Raw genomic sequence first — 26938 nt, forward strand, 5'->3', positions numbered from 1 at the left:
GCGCCCTCATCTCCCGCAGGAGGTGAGGGCCCTATGCCCGAGAGCCGGCGGCGCGGTTATTCCATTTCCGCGTCGCGGCCACCGCCCGATTGCGACATCGCCATCTGGGGCGACGGCCGCTTGTCGGCGGGACGGGCGTGCAGGACGGCGGCGGCAAGACAAGGATTCAGCGCCTTGTAGTGGCGCTGCAGGTTTTCCTCGCGGACGCTCGGCTCGCTGGCGCGAACGTCTTGTTCCCGCCAGGTAGCTTGCTGTTGCGAAGTCATTTCTAGGCTCCTCTCCCAGCCGCAGCGCATGGCGCAGCGACTGTTGGTTCTGGATCGAACGCCGGCAGCGCATCGACCGCTTCGGGACCGATCGGCAGATCGGCCAGTTCGCGGACAGTCAACTGCCAGAGTGCGTTCACATTGTGAGCGACGGCCACTGGCTCGACCGCCCAATCGAGGGCGGCGCGATAGAGTCCATAGATCGTCATGGTTTCGTTTCCTCGGCTGACGCTGAGGCAACATGGTCCTAAACCGATCGCGGCGGTATCGACATGATCTCGGTCACACTTTAGAAAATCTATATGACCGAAGCTTTCAAAGTTCCGCTCAATGCCCTCAGGGCTATAGAATTCGTCGCGCGAAGCGGGAATCTGGCCGCTGCGGCGGCGGAATTGGGCGTCACGCCGGGCGCCATCAGTCAGCATATTAAGCGCGCCGAGGCGCGGCTGGGCGTTCACCTTTTCGAGCGGACGCCGCGAGGGCTGGTGTCGACGCCCGCGCTCGACGCGGCTCTGCCGGCGTTGCAGGCGGGCTTCCGCTCGATCGCCGAGGCTCTGGCGCTGATCGATGCCGACCAGCGCGGTATGCTGACCATCACCACGGCGCCGACCTTCGCGGCGCGCTGGCTGGTGCAGCGGCTGGGCCGCTTCACGCGCGATCATCCCGACATCGAGATCCGCTTCGTCGCCACCACGGACGTCATCGATCTCGCCCGCAGCGACGTCGATTGCGCGATCCGGCTTGGGCGCGGCGCCTGGCCGGGTGTGGCGGCCGAGCCGCTGACGCCGCAACCCTTCTTTCCGGTCTGCGCGCCGGCCTGGCGCGATCAGCTCCGCCGGCCGGCCGATCTCGCCAGCGTGCCTGTTATCGCCGACGAGGGGACGATGGTGGATTGGGACGCCTGGTTCCTCGCCACCGGCGAGGCGCCGGTCAAGCTGACGGGGCCGTCCTATACCGATCCGGTGCTGGCGCTGGAAGCGGCGCTGGCCGGGCAGGGCGTCATGCTCGCCTGGCAGATGGTGGTTGCCGACGCGCTGGCCGCCGGCCGCCTGATCCGGCCCTTCGAGCAAGAGGCGAAGACGGATCTCGCCTATTGGTTCGTGACCACCGAGGCGAAGGCGCGCAGCCGCAAGGTTCGCCTCTTCCGCGCCTGGCTCCTCGACCAGATGGCGAATTCGCCATAGAGCCGCGTCAGGTCGACCCCGGCAGCGCGTCGGCCGCATAGAGCTTGGCGAAATCGGCATCCGGCGGGATCGGCGTGATGACGTCGATCAGCACGCCGTTCGGGTCGCTCGTGATGAAATGCCTCTGCCCGAACGGCTCGTCGCGCAGCGGCAGCAGCATCGGCAGGCCCGCAGCCATCAGCCGGTCATGCGCGGCATCGACATCCTCGACTTCGAAATTGAGCAGCAGGCCGCCGGCCGTGGCGCCACGCCCGGCTTCGGGGATGGTCGCATGCGCGCCGTCGAGGATGGCGAGATTGACCGCCGGATCCGTCGCGGCCTGGAGATGGACATACCAGTCGCTTTCGAACGCCGCGACGAAGCCGAAATGCGCGCGGTAGAACGCCGCCGTTCCTGCCACGTCCCCGGTCATCAGCACGGGGTAGAAGCTCGTGATCCGCATGGTCTTGCGCTCTCTCTCGATTGACATACAGTCTGCATGTATCTCCTCAATTAACATACAGGCTGTATGTATGCAATCGACCGCCCGTACCAACCAGGACCGCACCGAGAAGACGCGTGCCGCTCTGCTCGCCGCCGCGCGGGCGCTGTTCATCTCAAAAGGTTATGCCGGGACGTCGACGCCGGAGATCGTGGCGGCGGCCGGAATCACGCGCGGCGCGCTCTATCACCACTTTGAGGACAAGTGCGATCTGTTCCGGGCAGTGGTGACGGAGGAGGCGCGCGAGGTCGCCCGCGCCATCGAGGGCAGGGCGCCGGATACGCTGCCGCCGCTGGAGGCGCTGGTCGCCGGCGGCGTCGCCTATCTCGACGCCATGCGCGAACCGGGGCGGACGCGGCTGCTGCTGATCGAGGCGCCTGCCGTGCTGGGCATGGCCGAGGTCCGGGCGCTGGACGAGTCGAATGCGGCTCGGACGCTCGGCGAGGGGCTTACCGCCGCCCTGTCGCAAGCCGGGCGCGATGCCGGCCTGCCGCTCGCCGCGCTCACCGACCTCCTGTCAGCCGCGTTCGACCGCGCGGCACTGGCGATCGATTCCGGGGCCGACCCGGCCGACTACCGCGCGGCGATTTCAGCTTTGATAAGGCGTCTCGTGCTGAACTAGGCTCGACATCGAAGCATGCCGCGGACGCCTCGCACGGCGGCGGCACAGTCGGAATGGCAAGGAAAACCGGATGACGGACTGGAATGACCGGGTTCGCGAGCGCGAGCGCATCCTGCTCTCGGACAGCTGGGGCAGGCTCTACAAGAACATCTTCGACTATCGCCGCTCGGACGGAAGCTGGCAGACGCAGACGCGCGAGACCTATGATCGCGGCGACGGCGCCGCCGTGCTGCCCTACGACCCCGATCGCGACACGGTGCTGCTCATTCGCCAGTTCCGCTATCCGGCCTGGGTGCGCGGCCACCAGGAGCCGCTGATCGAAGCCTGTGCCGGGCTGCTCGACGCCGACGACCCCTTCACCTGCATTAAGAAGGAAGCCGAGGAGGAACTCGGCGTCACCCTCGAGGCGCCGCAGCGCGTCATGATTCCCTTCATGTCGCCGGGCAGCGTCGTCGAACAGCTGCATCTGTTCGTCGCCCGCTATTCGCCGCGCGACCGCACCGGCGAAGGCGGCGGCCACGAGAATGAGGGCGAGGACATCGAGGTTCTGGAACTGCCCTTCGCCGAGGCGCTCGCCATGATCGACGACGGCCGCATCTGCGACGCCAAGACCATCCTGCTGCTCCAGCATGTCGCGCTGAAGGGCCTGCTGCCGCGCTGAATACGGAGCCTAGGCGTCGCGCTCCGCGTCATAAGCGCCGCGCGCCGCCTTGATCCGGTCGTGGTTGGATGAGGCCCATTGCGTCAGCACGCGCATCGGCTCCGCCAGTGACCATCCCATCTCCGTCAGGGCATATTCGACCTGCGGCGGCGTCGTCGGGAATACCTGGCGGCTGACGAGGCCGTCGCGTTCGAGGCTGCGCAGCGTCACGGTCAGCATCCGCTGCGAAATGCCGTCGACCGCCCGCCGGAGCGCGTTGAAGCGATGCGGCCCCGCCGTCAGGCGGAGCACGACCAGGAAGCTCCAGGCATCGCCGAGCCGGTCCAGCACGTCGCGAACCGGGCACTGCTCGGCCGGAAGCACCACCGTCCCGGCGAACGGTCCGTTCATCAGCGGCGCGACAATCGCCGCGGAGACGGGCTGGTCGATCGCCTCCGAATCGAGCCTTTCCGCCACTTCTTCCATGAATTTGCTCCTTCCACCGGCGAGGCGGTTCCCTCGCTGTGCTCTGGTGCGCCGGAGATGCGTCCTTCCCGCATGCAAGTCAAGCGCCTAGTTATGATTGGTAACCGCCTGGGCGGTGAAGGAATGCAATGAGGGCGCGCGGGATCGCGCCGCCTGGAGCAAGAGGTTCGAAATGAAGATCGCAGTCATCGGCGCCACGGGCTTTGTCGGCGCGCATGTCGTGGCGGAGGCGCTGGCGCGCGGCCACACGGTCGGCGCGATTGCCCGCCATCCGGAAAAGCTGGCCGACGCGGCGGGACTGACCCGGATCGCCGGCGATGTCCTCGACGCCGACAGCGTTGCCAGGCTGGTCGAAGGCTATGACTATGTCGTCAGCGCCTATAATCCCGGCTGGACCAATCCGAATATCTATGACGAGTACCTGAAGGGCGCGTCGGCGATCGTCGCCGGCGCCAGGAAGGCGGGCCTGCCGCTGCTCGTCGTCGGCGGCGCTGGCAGCCTCGAGGTAGCGCCGGGCGTGCAGGCGGTCGACCTGCCGGAATTCCCCGATGCCTGGAAGGCGGGCGCCCGCGCCGCGCGCGACGGGCTGAACGAGATCCGCAAGGAGAAGGAGCTCGACTGGACCTTCCTGTCGCCGGCCGCCTTCCTCGAGCACGACACGCCGCGCACCGGCCATTACCGCCTCGGCGCCGACAATCCCGTCGTCGATCCGGCGACCGGCACGGCGCATATCTCGATCAACGATCTCGCCGTCGCCATCATCGACGAGGCCGAGCAGCGCCGCCACAAGCACAAGCGCTTCACCGTCGGCGTCTGATCGCCTTCGAATCGAAACGCCGCCCGGATGGCTCCGGGCGGCGTTCTTGTTCCGCAAGCCGTAGAGGCTCGCCGCCTCTTATTCGATGACGATCCGCGGCGCCGGCCTGGCGCCCGTGCCGCCGGAGACCGTCGCCCAGATCTTGGCGGCGATGTCCTTGTAGACGCGCGCATGCGGGCCGTCCGGCGCTGTCGCCGTCACCGGCTTGCCGCTGTCCGACGTCTCGCGGATCACCATCTCCAGCGGCACCTCGCCGAGGAACGGCACTCCGAGGCGCTCCGCCTCCCGCTTGGCGCCGCCATGGCCGAAGATGTCGTAGCGGGCGCCGGTGTCGGGGGCGATGAAGTAACTCATGTTCTCGACGATGCCGAGCAGCGGCACGTCCACCTTCTTGAACATGGCGAGGCCCTTGCGCGCGTCGATCAGCGCCAGGTCCTGCGGCGTCGAGACGATGACGGCGCCGGCGAGCGGCACCTGCTGCGCCATGGTGAGCTGCGCGTCGCCCGTGCCGGGCGGCATGTCGACGACGAGGATGTCGAGCGGCGCCCAGGCGACCTCGCGCAGCATCTGCGTGATCGCCGACATCACCATCGGCCCGCGCCAGATCATCGGCGTCTCTTCTTCCACCAGGAAGCCCATCGACATCGCCTTGATGCCATAGGCCTCCATCGGCTTCAGCGTACGGCCCTCGATCGCCTCGGGCCGGCCGGAGAGGCCGAGCAGGCGCGGCACGGACGGCCCATAGATGTCGGCGTCGAGCAGTCCGACCTTGAGGCCGTTGGCGGCAAGACCGAGCGCGATGTTGACGGCGGTGGTCGACTTGCCGACGCCGCCCTTGCCGGATGCCACCGCGATAATGGCGGTCACGCCGGGGATGCCGGGCTTGCCGGAGGCGGAGGGCCGCGCCGGCGCCGGGCGCGGCGGATGAGCGGCCGGGGACGAGGCGGAAGGGGCGGGGCGCGGCGGCGGGGTATTGGTGGCGAGGCTGTTGCCCCGGCGCTCCGCCGTCAGGATCACGAGCGCGCTCTCGACGCCGTCGAGGCCGCGCACGGCGGCGGCCGCCTTTTCGCGCAGCGGCTCCAGCGCATTGGCGCGCGCCGCGTCGACGGTGATCGAGAACATCACCTTGCCGCCATGGATCAGGATGTCCGAGACTAGGCCGAGGCTGACGATGTCGCCCTTGCCGTCCGGGCCCTCGACGGAGCGCAGGCGCTCCAGAATCGCATTTTGGTCGAGAGCGGTCATGTCTGGCGGTCTTCCCTGTGGTTGGAATGGAATGGGGGACATTAGCGTCGTCCCGGGCGGGATCAAGCGCGATGGGGCGGCATCGGGGCGCGGCTGATGCCGGGGCGCGGCCCGGATGCCGGATCCTTGTTGCCGCCTTCCATCTCGCGAGCAAGGCGGATTTCGCCGGCCCCTCCCTTCGACTAGAATGGCCGCATGGAATGGACTGATCAGGGCCTGGTATTGGGCGTCCGGCAGCAGGGCGAGACGAGCGTCGTCCTCGAACTGATGACGGCGGAGCGCGGTCGTCATCTCGGCCTCGTCCGTGGCGGCCGCTCGCGCCGGCTCGCCCCGGTGCTGCAGCCGGGCAATACCGTGCAGGTCGTCTGGCGGGCGCGGCTCGACGAGCATCTCGGCATCTTCACGGTGGAGCCGCTGGTGAGCCGCGCGGCGCGGCTGATCGCCGATCCCGGCGCGATCTTCGCCCTGCAGACGCTCACCGGCCATCTGCGTCTCCTGGCCGAGCGAGAGCCGCATCCGGCCCTGCATGGCGCGGTCGAGGCGGCGCTCGATGCGTTCGCTGGCGCGGACCGGCCGGCGCTCTATGAATTCGGCGCCTTCATCGCTCGCTTCGAGCTCGCCCTGCTGGAGGAACTCGGCTACGGGCTCGATCTTTCCGCCTGCGCCGCGACGGGCGCGCGGGACGATCTGCAGTATGTTTCGCCGAAGACCGGGCGGGCCGTCAGCCGGGCCGGCGCGGTCGGCTACGAGGACCGACTGCTGCGCCTCGCGCCCTTCATGACCGGCGGGCCAAGCAATGGCGGCCCGGAAGAGCTCCGCGACGCTTTCCGCCTGACTGGCCACTTCCTGTCACGACGTGTCTATGGCCCGCGCGGCCTGCGCGAACCGACAGCGCGGACGGAATTCCTGGTCCAGATCGACCGGCTGGCGATGGCGCAGGCCATCTGAGCGGCGTGGACCGTAGCTGAGCCGGTCGCTCCGCCGTTCAGGCGCGCCTCAGCGCGCCCAGCAGAAGTCGCGGACTTTCGGCGAATAGCGGAAGGGGTGGATGCCGATGTCGTAGCGGCAGCGATTGGTGATGCCCCGCTGCGTCCACGGGTCGAGCGAGGCGCGGAAGGCGGCGAGCGAAGCCGGATCGTCCGGGATGCTGGAAAGGTCGAAGCCGAACACTTCCCAGTCGGCCAGCGGGCCGGAATTGGGATCAAGGATGCTGGTCGGGCCGTGATTGGTGTTGCCGGCCGAGGCAGGCGACGAAGCCGAAAGCACCGCCGAGCCGGCCAGGAAGGCGAGGGCGGCAAGACCGAGGGCGGATTTGGACAGGCTCATCTTGGATCCTCATTCGAACGAATGACTGCAGTCTTCATCTAGACGGGATATCGTTGTCGAACCGTGAAATGCAACGTGTCATTGCAAGGAAAGCGGCAGTCGGCGCGTTTTTGTGATCGGCTCGCCGGAGCGGCAATGTCTCCGTTCCGCCATACGGCTTGCGCTACACTGCCGGTCCGCGATTCGGCCCCAACTGTCGAGACGATCCTTGCGATACGCCATCTACGCCACGCCTTCCGCCGATCATCCCCTCGCGCGTGCCGCCGTCCGCTGGCTCGGTCGCGATGCGTTCACCGGCGAGGACCATCCGCTGCCGCCGGTCAACGGCTTCTCGGACGGCACGATCGAGGCCTATCTGGCGGATCCGGCGCGCTATGGCTTCCACGCCACGCTGAAGGCGCCCTTCACCCTGGCCGACGGACAGAGCGAGGCGGACCTGATCGCGACGCTCGACGCCTTCGCCGCGCAGTCCGCCGCCATCACCGTGCCGGAACTGGTCATTCGCCGCCTCGGGCGCTTCTTCGCCCTCGTGCCGAACGAGCGCGTGCCGGAGCTCGATGACCTCGCCGGGCGGATCGTCGCCGAGTTCGAGCCCTTCCGCGCGCCGCTTTCGGAGGCCGACATCGCCCGCCGTCGCGTCGCCGGCCTGACGCTGGACGAGGAGACGAACCTGATCCGCTGGGGCTATCCCTATGTATTCGACGCCTTCCGGTTCCATATGTCGCTCACGGGGCGTGTTCCGAAGGACGACGCCGAGGCGATGGAGACCGAACTGAAGAAGCATTTCGCTGGATTTGACGGTGCGCCCTTCGCGCTCGACCGGCTTGGCCTGTTCATCGAGCCGGAGCGGGGCTCGCCGTTCCTGGTGCGGCATGTCGCGCTGCTTTCGGGGAGCGCGGCCTGATGCGCGAACAGGTCTTTGCCAATGCCCGCATCGTTCTGGAAGACGAGATCGTCGAGGGCAGCCTTGTCCTGCGCGACGGGCTGATCGCCGATTTCGACACCGGCCCGACCCGTCTCGGCGACGATGTCGAGGGCGACTATCTGGTGCCGGGCTTTGTCGAGCTGCACACCGACCATCTCGAAGGCCACTATGCGCCGCGTCCCGGCGTACGCTGGAACCCGATCGCGGCGGTGCAGGCGCATGACGCGCAGGTCGCAGGCGCCGGCATCACCACCGTGTTCGACGCGTTGCGGGTCGGTATGGACGAGGATGCGCGCACCTCGACGGCCGAGATGCAGAACCTCGCGGACGCCATCGAGACGGCGAAGCGCGAGGACCGACTGCGCGTCGACCATCTCCTGCATCTGCGCTGCGAGGTCTCGGCGCCCGACGTGCTCGATGGCCTGGCCGGCTTCCTCGACGTGCTGCCCGTGCGGCTGGTCTCGCTGATGGATCATTCGCCCGGCCAGCGCCAGTTCGCCAGCCTCGACAGCTATCGCGCCTTCTACCAGGGCAAGATGGGCATGTCCGACGCCGCCTATGAGGCGTTCGCGTCCAAGCGCATCGCCCAGGCCGAGGAGTTCTCGGCCCGCCATCGCCGCGAGATCGTCGATCTCTGCCATCCGCGCCGCATCGCGGTCGCGAGCCACGACGACGCGACGGTGGCCCATGTCGACGAGGCCGCATCGGACGGTGTCTCGATCGCCGAGTTCCCGACCACGGTCGAGGCGGCAGCCGCATCGCAGGCGGCCGATATCCGCGTGCTGATGGGCGCGCCGAACCTGGTTCGCGGCGGCTCGCATTCCGGCAATGTCTCGGCCGCAGCGCTGGCCGAGGCCGGCCATCTCGACATCCTGTCGTCGGACTATGTGCCGTTCAGCCTGATGATCGCGGTGTTCTCGCTGCCGGAGATCGTGCCGTCGATCCGGCTGCCGGAGGCGGTGCGGCTCGTGACCCGCGCGCCGGCCGAGGCGGTCGGGCTGACCGATCGAGGCGCGATCCGGCCTGGGCTTCGCGCCGATATCGTCCGCGTGCGGGCGGGCGAAGGCGTGCCGGTCGTGCGCAGCGTCTGGCGGCACGGCCAGCGCGTCGCCTGAGGCGGCTCGGATCGGACCGTCGCCGGTTATCGCGCAGACGTGCGTTCCGGCCGCGGTGCGCGGGTCTATGCTCCAGCCCGGATCATCCGGATCCGACAGTTGGAGGAGCCGTCATGGCTACGCAACAGCATACCCCGCATCCGCACGCTGCGATGAGCCCGATGAGCCGCAAGCTCGCCGACGAATTGCAGCCGCTCTTCGACGAGATCGCGTCCTGCATGGACCGCGGCGACGCCGCAGAGGCGATCAGGCTGTTTACCGAGGACGCCACCGTCATCAGCCCGACCGGCCTGCGCGGCACGGGTCATTCCGGTGTCCAGAGGGTCCTGGCGTCGGACATGGCGTCGATCCTGAAGGGCGCGCACAGCCACTTCACCATCGAGTCGCTTCGCGAGCTCGGCGACACCGTCTTCATCGACGCGCTGCACGAGGTCGCGAGCACGCAGGCCGGCGGCCGGGCGCCGCTCGAAATCCATGTCGTGCTTCTCGCCCGCAAGAGCGGGGGCGCCTGGAAGCTCATGGAAGCGCGCCCCTACGCCTTCATGACGCCGGCGAAGACGCACTGACGCGAGCGCGCGCCCAAATAGACAAGGCCGCCGAGATGGATCGGCGGCCTTGTTGTCTTGAGGCTGGGTCGCGGTCGGCGCGAGCGGCCTATTTCTCGACGATGATCGCCGTGCGCATCATGCCGATCTCGCTGACGGCCTTGAAGAAGACTTCGGCATTCGCCTTGTCGAGGCGCACGCAGCCATGCGAGGCCGGGCGGCCGAGATGCCGGGTCTCGGTGGTGGCGTGCACCGCGATGCCATCGTTGAAGAAGACCGAATAGGGCATCGGCGCGTTCTCGTACTTCGTCGAATGGTGCATCTCGTCGAGATAGTCGGGGCGGAACTTGCCGGGCGGCGTCTCGAAGCCCTTGCGCCCGGTCGAGACCTTCCAGCTATAGGTTTCCTTCACGCCATTGCCGCGATTGACGACGACATCCATCTGCTGCTTCGTCAGGTTCACCGTGGCGAACACGCCGGCGGGGCCCGGAAAGAGCGAATTGGCGGAGGACGATGCCGGGGCAACGGCCAGGGCGATCGAGGCGACGGTCAGGGAGGCGAGCAGGCGGGCGATCATGGAGGCGGTTCCGAAAGTTCCAGCGCCGCACTGTCGGCGTCCGGCCGGGTCAAGGAGAAGCTGTCGGGCGGGCTGCCGAGTCGTCTGCCCGCTCCTGATGTTGTTCTAGCTGTCCACAACCGCGGAGTCAGTGACCTTCGTCACGCGGCGGCGGCCGGGCGTACGATTTTCTCAGCGTGTGATCACGACGCGCGTGTTGTTCATGCCGCGCGCGGCGATCAGCTGGTAGAGGGTGCGGGCGTTTTCGGGCGCGAGCCTTACGCAGCCATGCGAGGCGGGGCGGCCGAGCGAGCGCACATGCGGGGTGCCGTGGATGGCATAGCCGCCGCGGAAGAACACCGAATTCGGCATGGGCGCCATATCGTATTTGCGCGAGTACCACATGCGGTGCATGCGCGTCGGACGATAGCTGCCGACGGGCGTGACGTAGCCCCGGCGGGCGGTCGAGACGTCCCAGCCATAGCGCGCGCGACCGTCGACATAGACGACCATCTGCTGGGTGCTCAGATTGATCCGAGCGACGACATCGGCCCGCGCGCTTTGCGGCGCGGCGCCCAGAAAGCCGGCGATACCGATCGCAAAGGTTAGGCCAAGAGCTGAAAGACAACGGCGCATGGAGGTCTTCTCCCGGGGCAATACGAGCTGCATTTCCTCAAGGTAGTACTGAAGGCCTGAACAACCGTTAATCTGGAAGGCGCAATTCTGTTGTAAAGAACCCAGCCGTTGCAATTGCAACTGGCAGCTCTGCGTCTGCAGCGGTCGAACGTCACGGCGAACCATGCTAGCAAGTCTCCGCCGGAGGCCAACGGAAGGATCCGGGCCTGCGGGGCGGTCGAAGACAGCATCGAACGCTTGATTTCAGAAGACGTCCGGCTTCCGCGCCAAAGGAGACCCCCATGTCCGTCGAGCCCCAGACCCGCCGCCTGACCGCGATCGATATCGGCAGCCGCAAGGGTGGCACGCCGATCGTCTCGCTGACTTCCTATCACGCGCATACCGCGACGATCATGGACCCGTATGTCGACTTCATCCTGGTCGGCGATTCGCTCGGCATGGTCATGCACGGCCTGGAGAGCACGGTTCCCGTCACGCTCGACATGATGATCCTGCAGGGGCTTGCCGTGATGCGGGGCTCGAAGCGGGCGCTCGTCGTCGTCGACATGCCGTTCGGCTCCTATGAGGAGAGCCCGGCGGCGGCGTTCCGCTCGGCGGCGCGCATCATGAAGGAAACCGGCTGTGGCGCGGTGAAGATGGAAGGCGGCGTGCATATGGCCGAGACCGTGCGCTTCCTGACCCAGCGCGGCATTCCCGTCATGGGCCATATCGGCCTCACCCCGCAGTCGATCAACACGATGGGCGGCTTCAAGGTGCAGGGCAAGACGGAGGCGAGCATCGCGGCCGTCATGGCTGACGCCAAGGCGATCGCCGATGCGGGCGCCTTCGCCATCGTCGTCGAGGGCGTGATCGAGCCGGTGGCGCGCGACATCACCCGGGCGGTCGCGGTTCCGACCATCGGCATTGGCGCGTCCCCGGATTGCGACGGTCAGATCCTGGTGCTCGAGGACATGCTCGGCCTGTCGCCGCGCGTGCCGAAATTCGTCAAGAAGTTCGGCAATCTCGGCGGCCTGATCGGCGAGGCGATCTCCGCCTATGCCGACGAGGTCAAGGCGCGGACCTTCCCGTCGCCGGAGAATGTCTACAAGGTCAAGGCTGCCGCCACGACCGAGCCGGGCTCGACGTCGAAGGCCTGATTTCCGGCGCCTCCCGGCGATCGGGATGCGCCCTCTGCCGTACCGGGATCCGTCGGCGACGTGACGTCGCGGCGGATCCACGTTTTTCATGGCCCAGAACCGCAATCATCGATTTGCCAGCGCAAGGTCGCTTCGTTATGGTGCGCGCCGCTGACCGGAGCCGGAAAGAAGAGCATGACTGACATTTTTCACGAAGTCGAAGAGGACCTGCGCCGTGAACAGGCGAAGCGCCTCTGGGCGCGCTTCGGACCCTACGTTCTTCTGGCCGCCGTTCTGATCGTCGTGGCGGTCGCCGGCTGGCGTGGCTGGGAATACTGGCGCGAGCAGCAGGCCGCCGCCGAGGGCGACCGTTTCGTCGCCGCGCTGCAGCTGGCGAACGACAACAAGCATGACGAGGCCATCAAGGCTCTCGACGCGATCGCGGCGAGCGGCACCGGCGGCTATCCCGTCCTGGCAAGCTTCCGCGCCGCTTCCGAGCTGGCGGCGACCAAGAAGACCGACGAGGCCGTCAAGGCTTTCGACGCGATCGCCGCCAAGGCGGATACGCCGGCCCTCCTGAAGGCGATGGCGCGCCTGCGCGCGGCACTGCTGGTGGTTGACACGGCCGACCTCGCCGCAATGAAGAGCCGGGTCGGCGATCTCGCCGTCGTCGGTGGCCCCTGGCGCCACAGCGCCCGTGAGTTGCTCGGCCTGACGGCCTGGCGCACCGGCGACCTCGAGGGGGCCCGCGGCTACTTCCAGTCGATCGCGGACGATCCGGAAACGCCGCAGTCGATGCAGAGCCGCACGCAGCTGATGCTCGATCTGATCCGCGCCAAGATCGGCGCCGCGCCGGTCGCCGCCAAGAGCTGATCGACGACACTATCGCTTTCATCGTTCCGGGCCACGCGGGGCGTGTTGCCGGAACCTCGACGTGGCAGTATTTCGGGAAGTCGCGGTTGCCGCGGCTTCCCGACGCCATTTGAGGCCATACCCATCATGACCTTTACCGTCGCCATCATCGGCCGTCCCAATGTCGGCAAGTCGACCTTGTTCAACCGCCTCGTCGGTTCGAAGATCGCGATCGTCGACGACACGCCGGGCGTGACGCGCGATCGTCGGCCGGGCGAAGCGCGCATCGGCGATCTGCATTTCACCATCATCGATACGGCCGGTCTCGAAGACGCCGATCCGGACAGCCTCGAGGGCCGCATGCGTGCCCAGACCGAGATGGCGATCGAGGAGGCGGATGTCTCGCTGTTCCTGATCGACGCCCGCGTCGGCGTGACGCCGGTCGACGAGCACTTCGCCGAGCTGCTGCGCCGCGTCGGCAAGCCGGTCGTGCTCGTCGCCAACAAGGCCGAGGGCAAGCTCGGCGAGAACGGCGTGATGGAGGCCTATTCGCTCGGCCTCGGCGAGCCGGTGGCGCTTTCCGCCGAGCACGGCGAGGGCATGGCCGACCTGTTCGCGGCGCTGCTGCCGTTCGAGCGCGAGGAAGAGGAATTCGACGACGAGGACGAGGTCGATGCGCCGCTCGCCATCGATCCGGAGACGGGCGAGGAGATCGAGGCGCCGCTCGACCTGTCCAAGCCGATCAAGGTCGCGATCGTCGGTCGCCCGAATGCCGGCAAGTCGACGCTGATCAACACCATGCTCGGCGAGGATCGCCTGCTGGTCGGCCCGGAGGCCGGCATCACGCGCGATTCGATCTCGGTCGACTGGACCTGGAACGACCGCCGCATCAAGCTCTTCGACACCGCCGGCATGCGCAAGAAGGCGCGCGTCGAGACCAAGCTGGAGAAGCTTTCCGTCGGCGACACGCTGCGCGCCATCCGCTTCGCCGAGGTGGTGGTGCTGACGCTCGACGTCACCATCCCCTTCGAGAAGCAGGATCTGCAGATCGCCGATCTGGTGGCGCGCGAGGGCCGTGCGCTGATCATCGCGCTGAACAAGTGGGATCTCGTCGAGGACCGCCAGGCTAAGATGGCGGAGCTGCGCGAAATGGCCGAGCGCCTGCTGCCGCAGGTGCGCGGCGTGCCGCTGGTGCCGCTCTCCGGCCTCACCGGCTCCGGCATCGACAAGCTGATGGGCGAGCTGCTCAAGGTCTACGCGACCTGGAACCGCCGCATTCCGACGGCGGCCTTGAACCGCTGGCTGGCGAGCGTGCTCGAGCATCATCCGCCGCCCGCCGTCTCCGGCCGCCGCATCAAGCTGCGCTACATGACCCAGCCCAAGGCGCGGCCGCCGACCTTCGTCGCCTTCTGCTCGCGCCCCGAGGCGCTGCCGGACGCCTATACGCGCTATCTGCTGAACGGCATCCGCGACACCTTCAAGCTCAGCGCCGTGCCGCTGCGCCTGACGCTGCGCAAGGGTGAGAACCCGTTCGAGAACAAGGCGAAGAAGCGCTAGGGTCGGGCGGGGCGCAGTCTTTCCCCTCTCCCATAGGGAGAGGTCGACGGCCGCAGGCCGACGGGTGAGGGGTTCAGGCCTCACCGGAGAGATCGCAAGCCCTCAGCCGGAGCTTCGCTCCGACCTCTCCCCCTGGGAGAGGTGAAGGTACAGTCGCGCTGGACAGGAACGAGAGCCATGACATCGCCCATCCATGTCCTGATGACGGGCGATGACCTGCTGGAGCCGGCCAGCCGGATCCTGGCGCCGATCGGCGCCACCATCGAGACGATGAGCGGGCCGATCGATCGCGCCCGCATGATCGCGACCCTGTCGGCCCGCCGCTTCGACGCCATCCTCGTGCGGGCCAACCCGCCGCTCGACGCCGGCGTGCTCGATGCGGCGCCGCATCTCGCGATGATCTCCAAGATGGGGGCTGGGGTCGACAGCGTGGACCTCGCCGGCGCGACCGAGCGCGACATCCCGGTGATGACGGCCGGCGACGCCAATGCCGACGCCACGGCCGAGATGGCTATCGCTCTGATCCTGGCGATCCGGCGCGACGTCGTGCGCCTCGATGCGCGGCTGAAGGCCGGCATTTGGGATCGCGGCCGCTACATCGCCACCGAACTTCGCGGCCAGACGCTGGGCATTGTCGGGCTTGGCCGCATCGGCCGGCAGGTCGGCGAGATGGCGCGGGCGCTCGGCATGCGCGTCGTCGCTTCCGGCCGGCCGGGCGCGACGCCGTCGACCGCCAGCGGCTTCGCCATCCTGCCGCTGGAAAAGCTTCTGGCCGAGAGCGACATCGTCAGCCTGCACTGCCCGATGGACGCCTCCAATCGCGGCTTCTTCAATCGCGACGCGATCGCGCGCATGAAGCCGGGCGCGCTCCTGGTCAATACCGCGCGCGGCGGGCTGCTGAACGAGGCCGACGTGGCCGAGGCGCTCGTCTCGGGCCGCCTCGGCGGCGCGGCGCTCGACACGTTGGCGGCCGAACCGCCCAAGCCCGACAACCCGCTGCTGACCGCACCCAACACGATCATCACCCCGCATATCGCCGCCGAGACGGCGGCGACGATGGAGCGGATCGCGGTGATGGGGGCGGAAAACGTCCTGAGCTGGTTCACCCGCCGCGAGATCCTCGTGGATCGCCTGGTCAACCGGCCGGTGCTGCCGCGGCTGAAGGGCGTTTCGATCCTCTAGGATTCTGCCGGGCCGGCCGGCTCGCTCCTGAGCGCCCTGCAGTCTGCAAGCAAGACCCTCACCCAACCCTCTCCCGCAAGCGGGCGAGGGCTTTTTGGCTTGCGCGTTGGCGAGGCGGGGGTAGCGCACTCCCTCTCCCGCTGGCGGAAGAGGGTTGCGGTGAGGGGATTCCTGCGAAACCCTAACCCAGGAAACGGGTGACGTTGCCGGTCAGGAACTCGAACCGGGTGCCGTTGTCGGTGAAGCCGGGCGCGATCATTCGCGCGATGTCGGCGGCGACGACGCCCGGGTGGTTCAGCGTCTCGGGATCCTCTCCGGGCTTGGCCTTGGCGCGCATCTGGGTGCGCAGCGGGCCTGGATCGAACAGGTTCGCTCGCACGGTGCTCGAATCGACCTCCGCCGCATACGTGCGAACCAGCGCTTCCAGCGCCGCCTTCGAGGCCGAATAGACGCCCCAATAGGGACCGCAATGCACGGCGGCGCCCGAGCTCAGGAACAGGGCGCGGCCGGCGTCGGACTGCCGCAGCAGCGGATCGAGCGAGCGGATCAGGCGGTAGTTGGCGGTGACATTGACCGTCATCACCTCGTCCCAGATCTTCTGGTCGAGATGGGCGACCGGGGTGATGATGCCGAGCTGGCCGGCATTGCCGACGAGGCCGTCGAGCTTGCCCCAGCGCTCGTAGATCGACAGGCCGAGGCGATCGATCGCGTCGAGGTCGCGCAGGTCGAGCGGAACCAGCGTTGCCGTGCCGCCCTTGGCCTTGATCTCGTCGTCGAGTTCCTCCAGCGCGCCGACGGTGCGGGCGATGGCGATGACATGGGCGCCGGCTTCCGCCACCGCGAGGGCCACGTTCCAGCCGATGCCGCGCGAGGCTCCGGTGACGACGACGATGCGGCCGGAGAGGTCGGGAGAAGTCACGGAAGCGTCCAATCAAGCGCTGCGCTCGGCCCGGCCGGGCGCGCGCCGATCAGGCGGCGCGACCGTTCCGGGGAGACGGGGAGGGGAAGGAAGGCGGGGGCGGCCGGCATGCGGGCGTTCAGCTCGCCTCGGCCAACCGCGTCAGCGGCTGAACCTTGCCGCGATCTTCGAAATCGGCGAGCCGGGTCGGGTAGTCGCCGGTGAAGCAGGCGTCGCAGAACTGCGGCGCGACATTGTCGCGCTGCGCTTCGCCGACGGCACGATAAAGCCCGTCGATCGATAGGAAGGCCAGGCTGTCCGCCTTGATGAAATCGGCGATCTCCTGCACCGACATGTGCGAGGCGATCAGCTTCGCCTTTTCCGGCGTGTTGACGCCGTAGAAGCAGGAATCGGTCGTCGGCGGGCTGGCGATGCGCATATGCACTTCCGCCGCGCCGGCATCGCGCACCATCTGCACGATCTTCATCGAAGTGGTGCCGCGCACGATCGAATCGTCGACCAGCACGACGCGCTTGCCGGCGATCACGCCCATATTGGCGTTGTGCTTGAGCTTGACGCCCATGTGGCGGATGGCGTCCGTCGGCTCGATGAAGGTGCGGCCGACATAGTGGTTGCGGATGATGCCGAGATCGAACGGGATGCCGGCCGCCTCGGCATAGCCGATTGCCGCCGGCACGCCGGAATCCGGCACCGGCACGATGACGTCGGCGTCGACGCCGCTCTCGCGCGCCAGTTCGGCGCCGATGCGCTTGCGCACCTCGTAGACGCCGCGGCCGTCGACCGAGGAATCCGGCCGGGCGAAATAGACATATTCGAACATGCAGAAGCGCGAGCGCTGGCGCTCGAACGGGAAGAAGCTCTCGATGCCCTCGTCGGTGATGATGACGACTTCGCCCGGCGCGATGTCGCGCACGAAGCTGGCGCCGATGATGTCGAGCGCGCAGGTCTCGGAAGCGAGGATGTGGGCGTCGTCCAGCTTGCCGAGCACGAGCGGGCGCACGCCGAGCGGATCGCGGCAGCCCATCATCTTCTTCTCGGAGAGCGCGACCAGCGAATAGGCGCCCTCGATGCGGCGGATCGCGTCGATGAAGCGGTCGAGAAGCTGGCCGTGGATCGAGGTGGCGATCAGGTGGATGATCGTCTCGGTGTCGGACGTCGACTGGAACAGCGAGCCGCGGCGCTGCAATTCGCGCTTGAGGGTCATCGCGTTGGTGAGGTTGCCGTTATGCGCGACGGCGAAGCCGCCGCCGGCGAACTCGGCATACATAGGCTGAACGTTGCGCAGGCCGACGCCGCCGGTCGTGGCGTAGCGGTTATGGCCGATGGCGCGTCGGCCGGGCAGGCGGTCGATCACTGCTTTGCGGGTGAAATTGTCGCCCACGAGGCCCATGTGGCGCTCGATCGAGAACTGTCGCCCGTCATGGGCGGCGATGCCGGCGGCTTCCTGGCCGCGATGCTGGAGCGCATGCAGGCCGAGCGCGGTCAGCGCTGCGGCGTCGTCATGCCCGAAAACGCCGAAAACGCCACACTCCTCGCGAAGGTGGTCGTCGTCGGCCGAAGCTGGCAGCATCGAAAAATCGTCCATATCCGGTCCTTTTAACCTGATGAGCGATCCGTGGCGATCGCGTCAGGGAAGTGGTGCGTCCCCGGGTCAGTCCGGCGCTGGGGTCTGGTCCGGCTCTTCGGCCGGTGCCTCGCCATTGTTGTCGAACAGGTTGTCGAGGCCCTTGCGTTCCTGCGTTCCATAGCTGCTGCCGGGCTGCGCGTCCGGCTGCTGCTGCGCGTCCGGCTGCGCAGGGGCGGCGTCGGGCGCGTCGTCGGCCGGTGCGTCCGCCGGCGGCGCGGTGTTTTCCTCGCCCTTGCCGTGCAGACGATCCTGGATCGTCTTTTCGATGTCCTCCGGCAGCGCTGCGACGAGCTTGTCCGCGAGTGACTTCAAGATAGGGGCGCTTTGCGCGTTCGCAACCCATGCCGGCTGGCGATCCGACAGGATCCAGGACAGGAAGGCGAAGGCGATGACGACGAGCAGAAGGCCGCGCGCGACACCGAAGAAGAAGCCGAGGATGCGGTCGATCAGGCCGACGCGGCTGTCGATGACGAAATCCGAGATCTTCATCGCGATGTAGCTGGCGACGATCAGGGCGATGAAGAAGATGCCGGCCGCCGTCGCGATGATCGCCACGTTCTTGTTGGCGATGTAAGGCTCCACGAAGGGCAGCAGCGATTTGTAGAAGAAGAAGGCCGCGGCGGCCGCCAGCGCCCAGGAGGCGACGGACAGCACTTCCCGGACGAAGCCGCGCACCATGGCGAGCATCGCCGAGACCAGAATGACGACAAAGACCACACCGTCGAGAATCGTGACCGGCATTCCTTCGATGACCCCTTGCCCCGCGCCGCAGAAGGTTGCGGTTTAGCCCGTCGCTCTCACGAATCCAATGCCTCATCGGCCACAGTCGACCGCCGTCGCGCCGCAGGGTCCGGCACCGCCCGCTGCTGCGGACGCGTCCCCGAGGCCGCGATCATGGCGACGAGGCCGGCCAACTGGTCGATCCCCTGCAGTCCGGGACCGAGATTGGCTTCCTTGTCGATCGATGCGACCGGCAGGACAGCCCGGGCGAAACCAAGCTTTTGCGCCTCTTTCAGGCGCTGCGCAGCGTGGCCGACCGGCCTGACGGCTCCCGAAAGGCTGACTTCGCCGAAATAGACGCAATCCGCCGGCAGGGCAATACCGGAGAGCGAGGAGACGAGTGCGGAAGCGACCGCGAGATCCGCAGCCGGCTCCGTAATTTTCAGCCCGCCGGCCACCGCCAGGTAGACGTCGTTGGAGCCGAGCTTCACGCCGCAATGCGATTCGAGCACGGCGATCACCATGGCGAGGCGGCCGGAGTCCCAGCCGACCACGGCGCGGCGCGGCGTGCCGAGCAGCGACGGGGCCACGAGGGCCTGTATCTCGACCAGCACCGGGCGCGAGCCCTCCATGCCGGCGAAAACGGCGGCGCCCGGCGAGGCGGCGTTGCGCTCGCCGAGGAAAAGCTCAGACGGATTGGGCACTTCGCGCAATCCGCTGCCGGTCATTTCGAACACGCCGATTTCGTCGGTGGCGCCGAAGCGGTTCTTCACCGCGCGCAGGATGCGGAACTGCTTGCCGCCTTCGCCCTCGAAATAGAGCACCGCGTCCACCATGTGCTCGACGACGCGGGGGCCGGCGATCTGGCCGTCCTTGGTGACATGGCCGACGAGCACCAGCGTCGCGCCGGAATTCTTGGCGTAGCGGATCATCGCCTGCGCCGCGGCGCGCACCTGCGTCACCGTGCCCGGTGCGGATTCCGCCGTTTCGGTCCAGAGCGTCTGGATCGAGTCGAGGATGACGAGGGCAGGGACGGGGCCTGCCTGCAGCGTGGCGAGGATGTCCTCGACGCTGGTTTCGGCCGCGAGCGCCACCGGCGTGTGGGCGACGCCCATGCGCTCGGCCCGGAGCCGCACCTGCGCGATCGCCTCTTCGCCGGAGATGTAGACGACCCGTTCGCCCTTCGAGGCGAGCGCTGCGGACGCCTGCAGCAGCAGCGTCGACTTGCCGATCCCGGGATCGCCACCGACCAGCAGCGCCGAGCCGCGGACGAAGCCGCCGCCGGTGACGCGGTCGAGTTCGGCGATGCCCGAGGCGATGCGCGGGGGCTGCGTGCTGCCGCCGGAGAGTGCCTGCAGCTCGACGATGCGGCCGCGCTTGACCGGGCCCTTGGCGGGGCCGCCGCCGATGCCGCCCGAGGCGCTTTCCTCGACCATCGTGTTCCATTCGCCGCAGGCTTCGCAGCGGCCCTGCCAGCGCGGGCTGACGGCGCCGCAGTTCTGGCAGATGAACTGGATTTTCGCGCGCGCCATCAGAGGGCTCCCCGATAGTGCCTGGCATAGCGGCCGCCGAGGCTGGTCAGGAGTTCGTAGCTGATGGTGCGGGCGGCTGTCGCCACCTCTGCGACCGGCATGTTCGGGCCGAACAGCTCGACCCAGTCGCCGCGCCGCGCCGCCGGGATGTCGGTTACGTCGATCGCCATCAGGTCCATCGAGATGCGCCCGACCAGCGGCGCGCGGTGGCCGTGCAGGACCACGCTGGCGCCCGGATGCCCGTCGGTGGCGCCGGCGCTGCGGTGGTAGCCGTCGGCATAGCCCGTCGAAAGGATGGCGATGCGGCAGGGGCGGGCCATGGTCTGCGCCGCGCCATAGCCGACCGTCTCGCCGGCCGGCACGTCGCGGATCTGGATGATGCGGGCCTCGGCGGTGACGACCGTCTCCAGCGGCGGCTCGCCTTCGATATAGGGGCCGCCATAGAGGCCGATGCCGGGGCGGACCAGATTGAAATGATAGTCGCGGCCGAGCGCGATCCCGGCCGTATTGGCGAGCGAGACCGGCAGGCCGGGAAAGAGGGCGTGGACGTCCTGCATCGTGGCCAGCTGGCGCGCGTTGAGCGGATGCGCCGGCGTGTCGCCGCAGGCGAGATGGCTCATCACCAGCGTCAGTCCCAGCCGCTCGGTGAGGCCACGATCGGACGCGAGCTCCAGCGCTTCGGCGAAGGTGACGCCGAGGCGGTTCATGCCGGTGTCGACATGCAGCGCGGCGTGGCCCTGGCCGCCGTCGGCGCGATAGGCGGACCACTCCCGCAATTCGTCGAGCGAGCCGATCACCGGGCGGATATTGCCGGCTTCATGGGCGGCGGCGACGCCGCTCGCGAGACCGTTCAGCACATAGATGGTCGCTTCCGGCGCGACGGCGCGCACTTCAAATCCCTCTTCCGGCAGGGCGACGAAAAAGGTGCGGCATCCGGCGCGGGAAAGGGCCCTTGCGGCCGGTTCCGCGCCGATGCCGTAGGCGTTGCCCTTGACGGCGGCGGCCGTCTCCGCCGTGCCGGCCTGTGCCGCCAGCGCCTGCCAGTTGCGGGCGAGCGCGCCGAGATCGATCGTCAGCCGGTTGCCGGTGGTGGCCGGCGTCTGGACGGGAGTGGGATCCGATTGTTCCATCAAGCGAGGGTACGCGATTCGGGGCCGCCAGCGCGGCGAGCATGGAGCAGGAATTTGCAGCCGTTGGTCTCTGCCATTTTCGCGGCGATCTCAAGGCCAATCTGCATGCTGGCGCAACGCGGTAGCGCATCGTGACGCCGGCGGGCGCGGCGCGGCGCAGCCTCGGAGCCGTGGCCCTGGTGGTGCGCGACTATGATGAGGCCATCGCCTGGTATCGCGACAGGCTTGGCTTCGTCTGCGTCGAGGATACGCCGCTGGGCGACGGCAAGCGCTGGGTGCTGATGGCGACCAATCCCCCGGCTGAGACGCGGATCCTGCTCGCCAGGGCGCGCGACGAGGCGCAGGAGCGCGCCATCGGAAGCCAGTCCGGCGGGCGCGTGTTCCTGTTTCTCCATACGGACGATTTCCAGCGCGACTTTGCCGCCTTCCGGGCGCATGGCGTCCGCTTCCTCGAAGCGCCACGGGACGAGGCCTATGGCACCGTCGCCGTGTTCGAGGACCTCTACGGCAACAAGTGGGACCTGCTGCAGCAGAAGCCGTGACGCGTAGCGCTACTCGTAGGATTCGGGCAGGTGGTCGCGCTTGGCGAGGTTGGAGAAGCGGGTGATCTCCGCCTCGAACTGCAGCGGCACCGTGCCGGTCGGGCCGTGGCGCTGCTTGCCGATGATGACTTCGGCGACGCCGGCGACCTGTTCCATCTCGGCCTGCCACTTGAAGAACTCTTCGGTGCCTTCCTTCGGCATCTTTCCCTTCAGGTAATATTCGTCGCGATAGACGAACATCACCACGTCGGCGTCCTGCTCGATCGAGCCGGATTCACGCAGATCCGCGAGCTGCGGCCGCTTGTCCTCGCGCGCTTCCACCTGACGCGAGAGCTGCGACAGCGCGATCACCGGCACGGCGAGCTCCTTGGCGAGCGCCTTCAGGCCGGTGGTGATTTCGGTGATTTCCTGCACGCGGTTGGCCTGGCCCTTGCCGGAGCCCTGCAGCAGCTGGAGGTAGTCGATGATCAGCAGGTCGAGGCCGCGCTGGCGTTTCAGGCGGCGGGCGCGGGCGGTCAGCTGCGCGATCGAGATGCCACCCGTCTGGTCGATGTAGAGCGGGATACGCGCCATTTCGCGCGAGGCTTCCACCACCTTGGCGAACTGGCGCTCGTCGAGCGAGCCGCGGCGGATATGCGAGGACGAGACGCCGGACTGTTCGGCGACGATACGCGTCGCCAGCTGTTCTGCCGACATTTCGAGCGAGAAGAAGCCGACAATGCCGCCATTGACCGACTTGGTCGAGCCGTCGGGCTGAACCTCGCCGCGATAGGCCTTGGCGATGTTGAAGGCGATGTTGGTGACGAGCGAGGTCTTGCCCATGGCCGGGCGGCCAGCGAGCACGATCAAGTCGGACGGCTGCAGGCCGCCCATCTGGCGGTCGAGGTCGTCAAGGCCGGTCGAGATGCCGGAGAGATGGCCGTCGCGCTGGTAAGCGGCGCTGGCCATGTCGATGGCGGCTTTGAGCGCGTCCTCGAACGACTGGAAGCCGCCGTCGTTGCGGCCGGTTTCGGCCAGCGCGAACAGGCGTCGTTCGGCATCCTCGATCTGAGCCTTGGGTGGCATGTCGATCGGGGCGTCGAAGGCGATGTTGACGACGTCCTCGCCGATGCCGATCAGCGCGCGACGAAGCGCCAGATCATAGATCGAGCGGCCATAGTCCTCGGCGTTGATGATGGTCGTCGCCTCGGCGGCGAGGCGTGCGAGATACTGCGCCGGGTTCAGCTCGCCGATGGCGAGGTCGGCCGGCAGGAAGCTCTTCAGCGTGACCGGGTTGGCGATCTTGTTCTGGCGGATGATTTGCGCGATGAGCTCGTACACCTGCCGGTGCACCGGTTCGTAGAAATGAACCGGTTCGAGGAAGTCGGAGACGCGATAGAACGCCTCGTTGTTGACGAGGATGGCGCCCAGGAGCGCCTGCTCGGCCTCGATGTTTTGCGGCGGCTGCCGATAGAATTCGGCAGATTGCGGCGTCACGGCAAGCGCTGGAACGTTCATGGTCGATTGGCTCTCAGATCCCTTGATCCCAGTTAAGGACAGGAGCGGTCGCGAGGCCAATGCTCGCTGGGTTATTGCCCGTTATCCATAGGCTAACGCCAACGCCGCCGCGAAAGCGGCGTTTGCCGCTTGTGCGAAGCGTTTCGGTGACAGTTTCGTGATGGATGCCCGATTCGCGCCGCCCGTCGAGGCATTTCCCCGTTTCTGGAAGCGGGGAAATGTCTCGACGTGCTGGCGGTCGCGTGGGTCTGGTGAGGATGGGCCGGCGGGTCCCGAAGGACCTAGCCGCCGCCGGCGATTTTCAGCGACGGCCGTTGTCCGGCATGGTCGCGCAGCCGCAGGGCTTCCTCGGCTTGCCAGATATAGTCGCGCGTGAGCGGCAGGGCGTTCTGGTCGCGGACGATCTGGATCTGGAAGATCATCATGTCCTGGTAGCGGAAGGCGGTCTCGGAGGCGGCGAGGTAGAACTCCCACATCCGGCAGAACGCCTCGTCATAGAGGGCCACCGCCTCGGCGCGGCGGGCGAGGAACCGTTCGCGCCAGGCCTTCAGCGTCTCGGCATAGTGCAGTCGCAGGATCTCGACGTCGGTTACCTTCAGCCCCGCCTTCTCGATCGCCGGAAACACCTCCGAGAGCGCCGGGATGTAACCGCCCGGGAAGATGTATTTCTGGATCCAGGAATTGGTCTCGCCAGGCAGGTCGAAGCGGCCGATCGCGTGCAGCACCATCACGCCGTCCTCGGTCAGCAGCTCGCGCGCCTTGTCGAAATATTCCTGGAAATGCCCGACGCCGACATGCTCGAACATGCCGACCGAGATGATGCGGTCGAACTGCGTCTTGAGCGCCCGGTAGTCCTGCAGCTTGAATCGGGTCCGGTCGGCGAGGTTCAGCGCCGCCGCGCGGGCGTTCGACACCTTGTGCTGCTCTTCCGAGAGCGTGACGCCGGTGACGTCGACATCGGCATGAGTGGCCAGGTAGAGGCCGAGGCCACCCCAGCCCGAGCCGATGTCGAGGATCTTTTGGCCCGGTGCGAGCGCCAGCTTGGCCGCGAGATGCCGCTTCTTGGCGATCTGCGCTTCCTCGAGGCTGGTGTCGGGCGTCTCGAAATAGGCGCAGGAATATTGCTGGTCGCTGTCGAGGAACAGCGAATAGAGCCTGCCGTCGAGATCGTAGTGATGGGCGACGTTCTGGCGCGAGCGGAATGGCGTGTTCCACTGGCGCAGGCGGCGGGTCATCACGCGCAGTCGGTAGATGGCGCGCATCCACCAGGACCGGCCGCCGCTACCGACATTCTGCAGCACTACTTCGAGGAAGTCGTAGATCGAGCCCTGCTCGACGACGAAGCTGCCATCCATGAAGGTCTCGCCGAGCTTCAGCTCGGGATTGCTGAGTACGGCCCGTTCGGCCGCCGCTGTCGTGAAGCGGACGCGGACGGGTATGCCGCTGCCGTCACCGAAGCGGTGACGCTTTCCCTTGGCATCGATAATTTCAAGCGATCCACGCTTCAGAACGCCTGACAGATAGTTGATGAGCAACCGGTTCATTGTGATCCGCTGCCCCCTCCCTGAATGTCTTGGTTTACCAAGGCAGGTTGCGACAAGGCGGTCGGTGACGTCCGGCCGTCACAGGGATGGTAGCCCTGATTTTGCCGCAATTTCAAGCGGGTACGCGCTAAGCCGATTTCGTAGCGTCTGCCAAAGAAAAAGGGCGCCGCGGAAACCGCGGCGCCCTCCCAGAAAATAAGGCTCCCTTCAGGTGAAGGGCGCTTCTTAGATCTCTTCGTCGTCGACGCCGGCGAAGCCTTCGCCCTCCGGCAGCGGCTCCAGCTCGAAGTCGTCCTGGACGGTCGAGAGGTCTTCACCCTGCGACTGGCGAGTCGCTTCGTCGACGCTGCGGGCGACGTTCAGGGTGACGGTGGCCTCGACTTCCGGGTGCAGGGCGATGACGACGTTGTGCAGGCCGATCGACTTGATCGGAACCTCGAGCACGACCTGGCTGCGGGCGACCGAGAAGCCGGCCTCGCTGACCAGGTCGGCCACGTCGCGGCTCGAAACCGAACCGTAGAGCTGGCCGGTCTCGCCGGCCTGGCGGACGACGATGAACGACTGGCCGTTGAGGGCCTCGGCGACCTTCTCGGCGTCGCTCTTGCGCTCGAGGTTGCGGGCCTCGAGGTAGACCTTCTCGGCCTCGAAGCGCTTCTTGTTGGCTTCGTTGGCGCGGAGCGCCTTGCCCTGCGGCAGCAGGTAGTTGCGGGCGTAGCCGTCCTTGACGTGAACGATCTCGCCCATCTGGCCGAGCTTGGCGACGCGCTCCAGCAGAATGACGTCCATGATGTGACTCCTTTGGTCTTGAATTCGAAACGTGACTTACGAGATGCCGGACCGCGCCGCGAAACGGCGCGCCCGGAATTGGAGGGCGGTGTCGGCAAGTCCGACCACGGCCATGATGCCGAGCGGCAGCAGGAAGACGAAGCTGACGGCATAGACGAGGAAGAGCAGCAGCGGCCGCGCCGCCTTGCCGTTGAGCATGGCGTGCAGCAGGCCGAAGCCGGTCAGCGCGAAGGCGAATCCCATGGCGCCCGCGAAGGCGCCCGCGACCTGGCCGGGGACGCCCGGCAGCAGGCTGACGATGAAGGCGAGGCCGAAGAACAGCGCCGCCGACTGGGGCAGCACGACGGCCCAGAGCGGCGTCCATTCGCGCGCGAGCAGGCCCGACATGCGGGCGATCCGGGCGCCAAGCCAGGTGGCAAGCACGAGGATACCCAGCGTCAGGCTGGCGGAGGTGAACGGCATCAGCGCGATGTTGAAGCGGACGAGCGGCTCGATCTCCGCCTCGGTCGGCGCCATGCCATCGGCCGAGGACTGCGCCAGCCAGTCCTTGAGTACGCTCACCGTCTGGCTGATCAGCGCCTCGGGGTTGTAGCCGAGCAGGAAGCCGGTGACGACGACGGCGGCGCCGGTGACGAGGGCGGCGCGGACGAGCACGTTGTCGAGCGGGAACCACTGGCGACCACCGGGCACGGCGTCGTCGGGCCGCGACAGGCCGACGAGATGCGCTGCCCAGGCGACGGGCGCCGCGAACAGGATGAAATAGAGGCCGCCGGCGAGGTGGCCGATGGCGAGGCCGATCATCGCCGAGGCGACGGCGGCGGCCGCGGCGGCGGAATACGTGCCGAATCCGAGCCCGGCAATGGCGATCGGCAGCGGCGACAGGATGAAGAGGGGGAGGGCGAGGGCGGTCCCGCTGACGAGCCCGGCGAACAGCAACGCTGCCGCAAGGCCGGCTCCAAGGCCAATCAGGATGTTCCGCATCGACATGATATCTCGCTGTCCCGCTTCGAGAGCGGTTAGAGGCAGGTCACGGGAAGCCCGGCCATACCCCAACCAAGTCTTGCCATTCAGGCACTGAAATCGTCAGCCCC

The 26938-nt window shown here is 67.5% G+C and carries 30 protein-coding genes; 13 read left to right on the forward strand and 17 right to left on the reverse strand.

Annotated elements, in window-relative coordinates; all coding sequences use genetic code 11:
• Positions 1–56: 56 nt before the first annotated feature.
• Together WFK98_RS05220 and WFK98_RS05225 are read right to left on the reverse strand one after the other, a co-directional pair.
• A complete protein-coding gene (locus WFK98_RS05220) occupies positions 57–266 on the reverse strand; it encodes a hypothetical protein (protein ID WP_266339451.1) in 210 nt (69 codons plus the stop codon).
• Positions 267–268: 2 nt separating this feature from the next.
• Positions 269–724: a hypothetical protein gene (locus WFK98_RS05225; RefSeq protein ID WP_336799614.1), complete on the reverse strand. Its 456-nt coding sequence runs from the start codon at positions 722–724 to the stop codon at positions 269–271.
• Between WFK98_RS05225 and WFK98_RS05230 the strand changes: the two genes are divergently transcribed.
• Positions 611–1450 (forward strand): LysR substrate-binding domain-containing protein, encoded by an 840-nt coding sequence (locus WFK98_RS05230; RefSeq protein WP_266339679.1) that lies wholly within the window; start codon positions 611–613, stop codon positions 1448–1450. The two genes, WFK98_RS05225 and WFK98_RS05230, sit on opposite strands and share 114 nt — an antisense overlap.
• A gap of 7 nt (positions 1451–1457) precedes the next feature.
• Here WFK98_RS05230 and WFK98_RS05235 read toward each other — a convergent pair whose 3' ends face one another.
• Positions 1458–1892 carry a VOC family protein gene (locus tag WFK98_RS05235; RefSeq protein WP_336799607.1) on the reverse strand — a complete coding sequence of 145 codons (435 nt, stop codon included), beginning with the start codon at positions 1890–1892 and terminating at the stop codon, positions 1458–1460.
• 70 nt (positions 1893–1962) lie between these two features.
• On the opposite strand from WFK98_RS05235, the gene WFK98_RS05240 reads away from it, so the two are divergent.
• Positions 1963–2553, forward strand: a complete 591-nt coding sequence (locus WFK98_RS05240) for a TetR/AcrR family transcriptional regulator (protein WP_336799497.1) — start codon at positions 1963–1965, stop codon at positions 2551–2553.
• A 70-nt stretch (positions 2554–2623) separates the two neighbouring features.
• Positions 2624–3214, forward strand: a complete 591-nt coding sequence (locus tag WFK98_RS05245; protein WP_336799498.1) for an NUDIX domain-containing protein — start codon at positions 2624–2626, stop codon at positions 3212–3214.
• 9 nt (positions 3215–3223) lie between these two features.
• On the opposite strand, the gene WFK98_RS05250 is transcribed toward WFK98_RS05245, so the two are convergent.
• Positions 3224–3679 (reverse strand): winged helix-turn-helix transcriptional regulator, encoded by a 456-nt coding sequence (locus WFK98_RS05250; RefSeq protein ID WP_442907369.1) that lies wholly within the window; start codon positions 3677–3679, stop codon positions 3224–3226.
• 172 nt (positions 3680–3851) lie between these two features.
• Here WFK98_RS05250 and WFK98_RS05255 point away from each other — a divergent pair, with 172 nt between their 5' ends.
• The gene (locus WFK98_RS05255; protein WP_266339455.1) at positions 3852–4496 is read left to right on the forward strand and encodes an NAD(P)-dependent oxidoreductase; all 645 of its coding nucleotides are present in this window, start codon (positions 3852–3854) and stop codon (positions 4494–4496) included.
• Between the two features lie 78 nt (positions 4497–4574).
• Here the strand turns inward: WFK98_RS05255 and WFK98_RS05260 are convergent, their stop codons facing one another.
• Positions 4575–5741 carry an Mrp/NBP35 family ATP-binding protein gene (locus WFK98_RS05260; RefSeq protein WP_336799499.1) on the reverse strand — a complete coding sequence of 389 codons (1167 nt, stop codon included), beginning with the start codon at positions 5739–5741 and terminating at the stop codon, positions 4575–4577.
• 195 nt (positions 5742–5936) lie between these two features.
• On the opposite strand from WFK98_RS05260, the gene recO reads away from it, so the two are divergent.
• Positions 5937–6689 carry a DNA repair protein RecO gene (gene recO, locus WFK98_RS05265; RefSeq protein WP_336799500.1) on the forward strand — a complete coding sequence of 251 codons (753 nt, stop codon included), beginning with the start codon at positions 5937–5939 and terminating at the stop codon, positions 6687–6689.
• A gap of 48 nt (positions 6690–6737) precedes the next feature.
• Here the strand turns inward: recO and WFK98_RS05270 are convergent, their stop codons facing one another.
• Complete coding sequence (locus WFK98_RS05270) at positions 6738–7067, reverse strand: hypothetical protein (protein ID WP_336799501.1); 330 nt, start codon at positions 7065–7067, stop codon at positions 6738–6740.
• Between the two features lie 208 nt (positions 7068–7275).
• Between WFK98_RS05270 and WFK98_RS05275 the strand changes: the two genes are divergently transcribed.
• From WFK98_RS05275 to WFK98_RS05285, 3 genes are all read left to right on the forward strand, one after another.
• Positions 7276–7971, forward strand: a complete 696-nt coding sequence (locus WFK98_RS05275) for a DUF1045 domain-containing protein (protein ID WP_266339459.1) — start codon at positions 7276–7278, stop codon at positions 7969–7971.
• Entirely contained in the window at positions 7968–9107 is a 1140-nt protein-coding gene (locus WFK98_RS05280) for an alpha-D-ribose 1-methylphosphonate 5-triphosphate diphosphatase (RefSeq protein WP_420909640.1), read from the forward strand. The genes WFK98_RS05275 and WFK98_RS05280 overlap by 4 nt, the downstream gene beginning before the upstream one ends.
• A 113-nt stretch (positions 9108–9220) precedes the next feature.
• A complete protein-coding gene (locus WFK98_RS05285; protein WP_266339461.1) occupies positions 9221–9673 on the forward strand; it encodes a YybH family protein in 453 nt (150 codons plus the stop codon).
• An 88-nt stretch (positions 9674–9761) separates the two neighbouring features.
• Here WFK98_RS05285 and WFK98_RS05290 read toward each other — a convergent pair whose 3' ends face one another.
• Together WFK98_RS05290 and WFK98_RS05295 are read right to left on the reverse strand one after the other, a co-directional pair.
• Complete coding sequence (locus WFK98_RS05290) at positions 9762–10229, reverse strand: L,D-transpeptidase (RefSeq protein ID WP_266339462.1); 468 nt, start codon at positions 10227–10229, stop codon at positions 9762–9764.
• A 171-nt stretch (positions 10230–10400) separates the two neighbouring features.
• Entirely contained in the window at positions 10401–11009 is a 609-nt protein-coding gene (locus WFK98_RS05295) for a L,D-transpeptidase (protein WP_336799502.1), read from the reverse strand.
• Between the two features lie 116 nt (positions 11010–11125).
• Between WFK98_RS05295 and panB the strand changes: the two genes are divergently transcribed.
• From panB to WFK98_RS05315, 4 genes are all read left to right on the forward strand, one after another.
• The gene (gene panB, locus WFK98_RS05300) at positions 11126–11980 is read left to right on the forward strand and encodes a 3-methyl-2-oxobutanoate hydroxymethyltransferase (RefSeq protein ID WP_336799503.1); all 855 of its coding nucleotides are present in this window, start codon (positions 11126–11128) and stop codon (positions 11978–11980) included.
• Positions 11981–12154: 174 nt separating this feature from the next.
• Entirely contained in the window at positions 12155–12832 is a 678-nt protein-coding gene (locus WFK98_RS05305; protein WP_266339464.1) for a DUF2659 family protein, read from the forward strand.
• Between the two features lie 126 nt (positions 12833–12958).
• The gene (gene der / locus WFK98_RS05310; protein WP_266339465.1) at positions 12959–14368 is read left to right on the forward strand and encodes a ribosome biogenesis GTPase Der; all 1410 of its coding nucleotides are present in this window, start codon (positions 12959–12961) and stop codon (positions 14366–14368) included.
• 177 nt (positions 14369–14545) lie between these two features.
• Positions 14546–15550 (forward strand): hydroxyacid dehydrogenase, encoded by a 1005-nt coding sequence (locus WFK98_RS05315; RefSeq protein WP_336799504.1) that lies wholly within the window; start codon positions 14546–14548, stop codon positions 15548–15550.
• Positions 15551–15731: 181 nt separating this feature from the next.
• Here the strand turns inward: WFK98_RS05315 and WFK98_RS05320 are convergent, their stop codons facing one another.
• The 5 genes from WFK98_RS05320 to alr form a co-directional block, all read right to left on the reverse strand.
• Positions 15732–16469: an SDR family NAD(P)-dependent oxidoreductase gene (locus WFK98_RS05320; protein WP_336799505.1), complete on the reverse strand. Its 738-nt coding sequence runs from the start codon at positions 16467–16469 to the stop codon at positions 15732–15734.
• Positions 16470–16587: 118 nt separating this feature from the next.
• Positions 16588–18054: an amidophosphoribosyltransferase gene (purF, locus tag WFK98_RS05325; RefSeq protein WP_266339468.1), complete on the reverse strand. Its 1467-nt coding sequence runs from the start codon at positions 18052–18054 to the stop codon at positions 16588–16590.
• A 66-nt stretch (positions 18055–18120) separates the two neighbouring features.
• Positions 18121–18837 (reverse strand): CvpA family protein, encoded by a 717-nt coding sequence (locus WFK98_RS05330; protein ID WP_266339469.1) that lies wholly within the window; start codon positions 18835–18837, stop codon positions 18121–18123.
• A gap of 56 nt (positions 18838–18893) precedes the next feature.
• Complete coding sequence (gene radA / locus WFK98_RS05335; RefSeq protein WP_266339470.1) at positions 18894–20348, reverse strand: DNA repair protein RadA; 1455 nt, start codon at positions 20346–20348, stop codon at positions 18894–18896.
• Positions 20348–21478 (reverse strand): alanine racemase, encoded by a 1131-nt coding sequence (gene alr / locus WFK98_RS05340; protein WP_336799609.1) that lies wholly within the window; start codon positions 21476–21478, stop codon positions 20348–20350. Before alr ends, radA begins: the two co-directional genes overlap by 1 nt.
• Positions 21479–21609: 131 nt before the next feature.
• On the opposite strand from alr, the gene WFK98_RS05345 reads away from it, so the two are divergent.
• Positions 21610–22020: a VOC family protein gene (locus WFK98_RS05345; protein ID WP_336799506.1), complete on the forward strand. Its 411-nt coding sequence runs from the start codon at positions 21610–21612 to the stop codon at positions 22018–22020.
• Positions 22021–22029: 9 nt separating this feature from the next.
• Here WFK98_RS05345 and WFK98_RS05350 read toward each other — a convergent pair whose 3' ends face one another.
• The 4 genes from WFK98_RS05350 to WFK98_RS05365 all read right to left on the reverse strand — a co-directional run bounded on the left by WFK98_RS05350 (position 22030) and on the right by WFK98_RS05365 (position 26834).
• Positions 22030–23517 (reverse strand): replicative DNA helicase, encoded by a 1488-nt coding sequence (locus WFK98_RS05350; RefSeq protein ID WP_266339472.1) that lies wholly within the window; start codon positions 23515–23517, stop codon positions 22030–22032.
• Between the two features lie 281 nt (positions 23518–23798).
• Positions 23799–25061 carry an SAM-dependent methyltransferase gene (locus WFK98_RS05355; RefSeq protein ID WP_266339473.1) on the reverse strand — a complete coding sequence of 421 codons (1263 nt, stop codon included), beginning with the start codon at positions 25059–25061 and terminating at the stop codon, positions 23799–23801.
• Between the two features lie 225 nt (positions 25062–25286).
• Positions 25287–25847 (reverse strand): 50S ribosomal protein L9, encoded by a 561-nt coding sequence (gene rplI, locus WFK98_RS05360; protein ID WP_266339474.1) that lies wholly within the window; start codon positions 25845–25847, stop codon positions 25287–25289.
• A gap of 36 nt (positions 25848–25883) precedes the next feature.
• Positions 25884–26834, reverse strand: a complete 951-nt coding sequence (locus tag WFK98_RS05365) for a hypothetical protein (protein WP_336799507.1) — start codon at positions 26832–26834, stop codon at positions 25884–25886.
• Between the last annotated feature and the right edge of the window lie 104 nt (positions 26835–26938).

The sequence above is a fragment of the Kaistia sp. MMO-174 genome (genome assembly GCF_037147815.1).
Taxonomy (GTDB): domain Bacteria; phylum Pseudomonadota; class Alphaproteobacteria; order Rhizobiales; family Kaistiaceae; genus Kaistia; species Kaistia nematophila.

Excerpts from the sequence above, each read along its gene's own strand:
- WFK98_RS05220 (WP_266339451.1), bottom strand. The coding sequence starts at position 266 with ATGACTTCGCAACAGCAAGCTACCTGGCGGGAACAAGACGTTCGCGCC.
- WFK98_RS05235 (WP_336799607.1), bottom strand. The coding sequence starts at position 1,892 with ATGCGGATCACGAGCTTCTACCCCGTGCTGATGACCGGGGACGTGGCA.
- WFK98_RS05240 (WP_336799497.1), top strand. The coding sequence starts at position 1,963 with ATGCAATCGACCGCCCGTACCAACCAGGACCGCACCGAGAAGACGCGT.
- WFK98_RS05245 (WP_336799498.1), top strand. The coding sequence starts at position 2,624 with ATGACGGACTGGAATGACCGGGTTCGCGAGCGCGAGCGCATCCTGCTC.
- WFK98_RS05250 (WP_442907369.1), bottom strand. The coding sequence starts at position 3,679 with ATGGAAGAAGTGGCGGAAAGGCTCGATTCGGAGGCGATCGACCAGCCC.
- WFK98_RS05255 (WP_266339455.1), top strand. The coding sequence starts at position 3,852 with ATGAAGATCGCAGTCATCGGCGCCACGGGCTTTGTCGGCGCGCATGTC.
- WFK98_RS05260 (WP_336799499.1), bottom strand. The coding sequence starts at position 5,741 with ATGACCGCTCTCGACCAAAATGCGATTCTGGAGCGCCTGCGCTCCGTC.
- recO (WP_336799500.1), top strand. The coding sequence starts at position 5,937 with ATGGAATGGACTGATCAGGGCCTGGTATTGGGCGTCCGGCAGCAGGGC.
- WFK98_RS05270 (WP_336799501.1), bottom strand. The coding sequence starts at position 7,067 with ATGAGCCTGTCCAAATCCGCCCTCGGTCTTGCCGCCCTCGCCTTCCTG.
- WFK98_RS05285 (WP_266339461.1), top strand. The coding sequence starts at position 9,221 with ATGGCTACGCAACAGCATACCCCGCATCCGCACGCTGCGATGAGCCCG.
- WFK98_RS05290 (WP_266339462.1), bottom strand. The coding sequence starts at position 10,229 with ATGATCGCCCGCCTGCTCGCCTCCCTGACCGTCGCCTCGATCGCCCTG.
- WFK98_RS05295 (WP_336799502.1), bottom strand. The coding sequence starts at position 11,009 with ATGGTTCGCCGTGACGTTCGACCGCTGCAGACGCAGAGCTGCCAGTTG.
- panB (WP_336799503.1), top strand. The coding sequence starts at position 11,126 with ATGTCCGTCGAGCCCCAGACCCGCCGCCTGACCGCGATCGATATCGGC.
- WFK98_RS05305 (WP_266339464.1), top strand. The coding sequence starts at position 12,155 with ATGACTGACATTTTTCACGAAGTCGAAGAGGACCTGCGCCGTGAACAG.
- der (WP_266339465.1), top strand. The coding sequence starts at position 12,959 with ATGACCTTTACCGTCGCCATCATCGGCCGTCCCAATGTCGGCAAGTCG.
- WFK98_RS05315 (WP_336799504.1), top strand. The coding sequence starts at position 14,546 with ATGACATCGCCCATCCATGTCCTGATGACGGGCGATGACCTGCTGGAG.
- purF (WP_266339468.1), bottom strand. The coding sequence starts at position 18,054 with ATGGACGATTTTTCGATGCTGCCAGCTTCGGCCGACGACGACCACCTT.
- WFK98_RS05330 (WP_266339469.1), bottom strand. The coding sequence starts at position 18,837 with ATGCCGGTCACGATTCTCGACGGTGTGGTCTTTGTCGTCATTCTGGTC.
- radA (WP_266339470.1), bottom strand. The coding sequence starts at position 20,348 with ATGGCGCGCGCGAAAATCCAGTTCATCTGCCAGAACTGCGGCGCCGTC.
- alr (WP_336799609.1), bottom strand. The coding sequence starts at position 21,478 with ATGGAACAATCGGATCCCACTCCCGTCCAGACGCCGGCCACCACCGGC.
- WFK98_RS05350 (WP_266339472.1), bottom strand. The coding sequence starts at position 23,517 with ATGAACGTTCCAGCGCTTGCCGTGACGCCGCAATCTGCCGAATTCTAT.
- WFK98_RS05355 (WP_266339473.1), bottom strand. The coding sequence starts at position 25,061 with ATGAACCGGTTGCTCATCAACTATCTGTCAGGCGTTCTGAAGCGTGGA.
- rplI (WP_266339474.1), bottom strand. The coding sequence starts at position 25,847 with ATGGACGTCATTCTGCTGGAGCGCGTCGCCAAGCTCGGCCAGATGGGC.
- WFK98_RS05365 (WP_336799507.1), bottom strand. The coding sequence starts at position 26,834 with ATGTCGATGCGGAACATCCTGATTGGCCTTGGAGCCGGCCTTGCGGCA.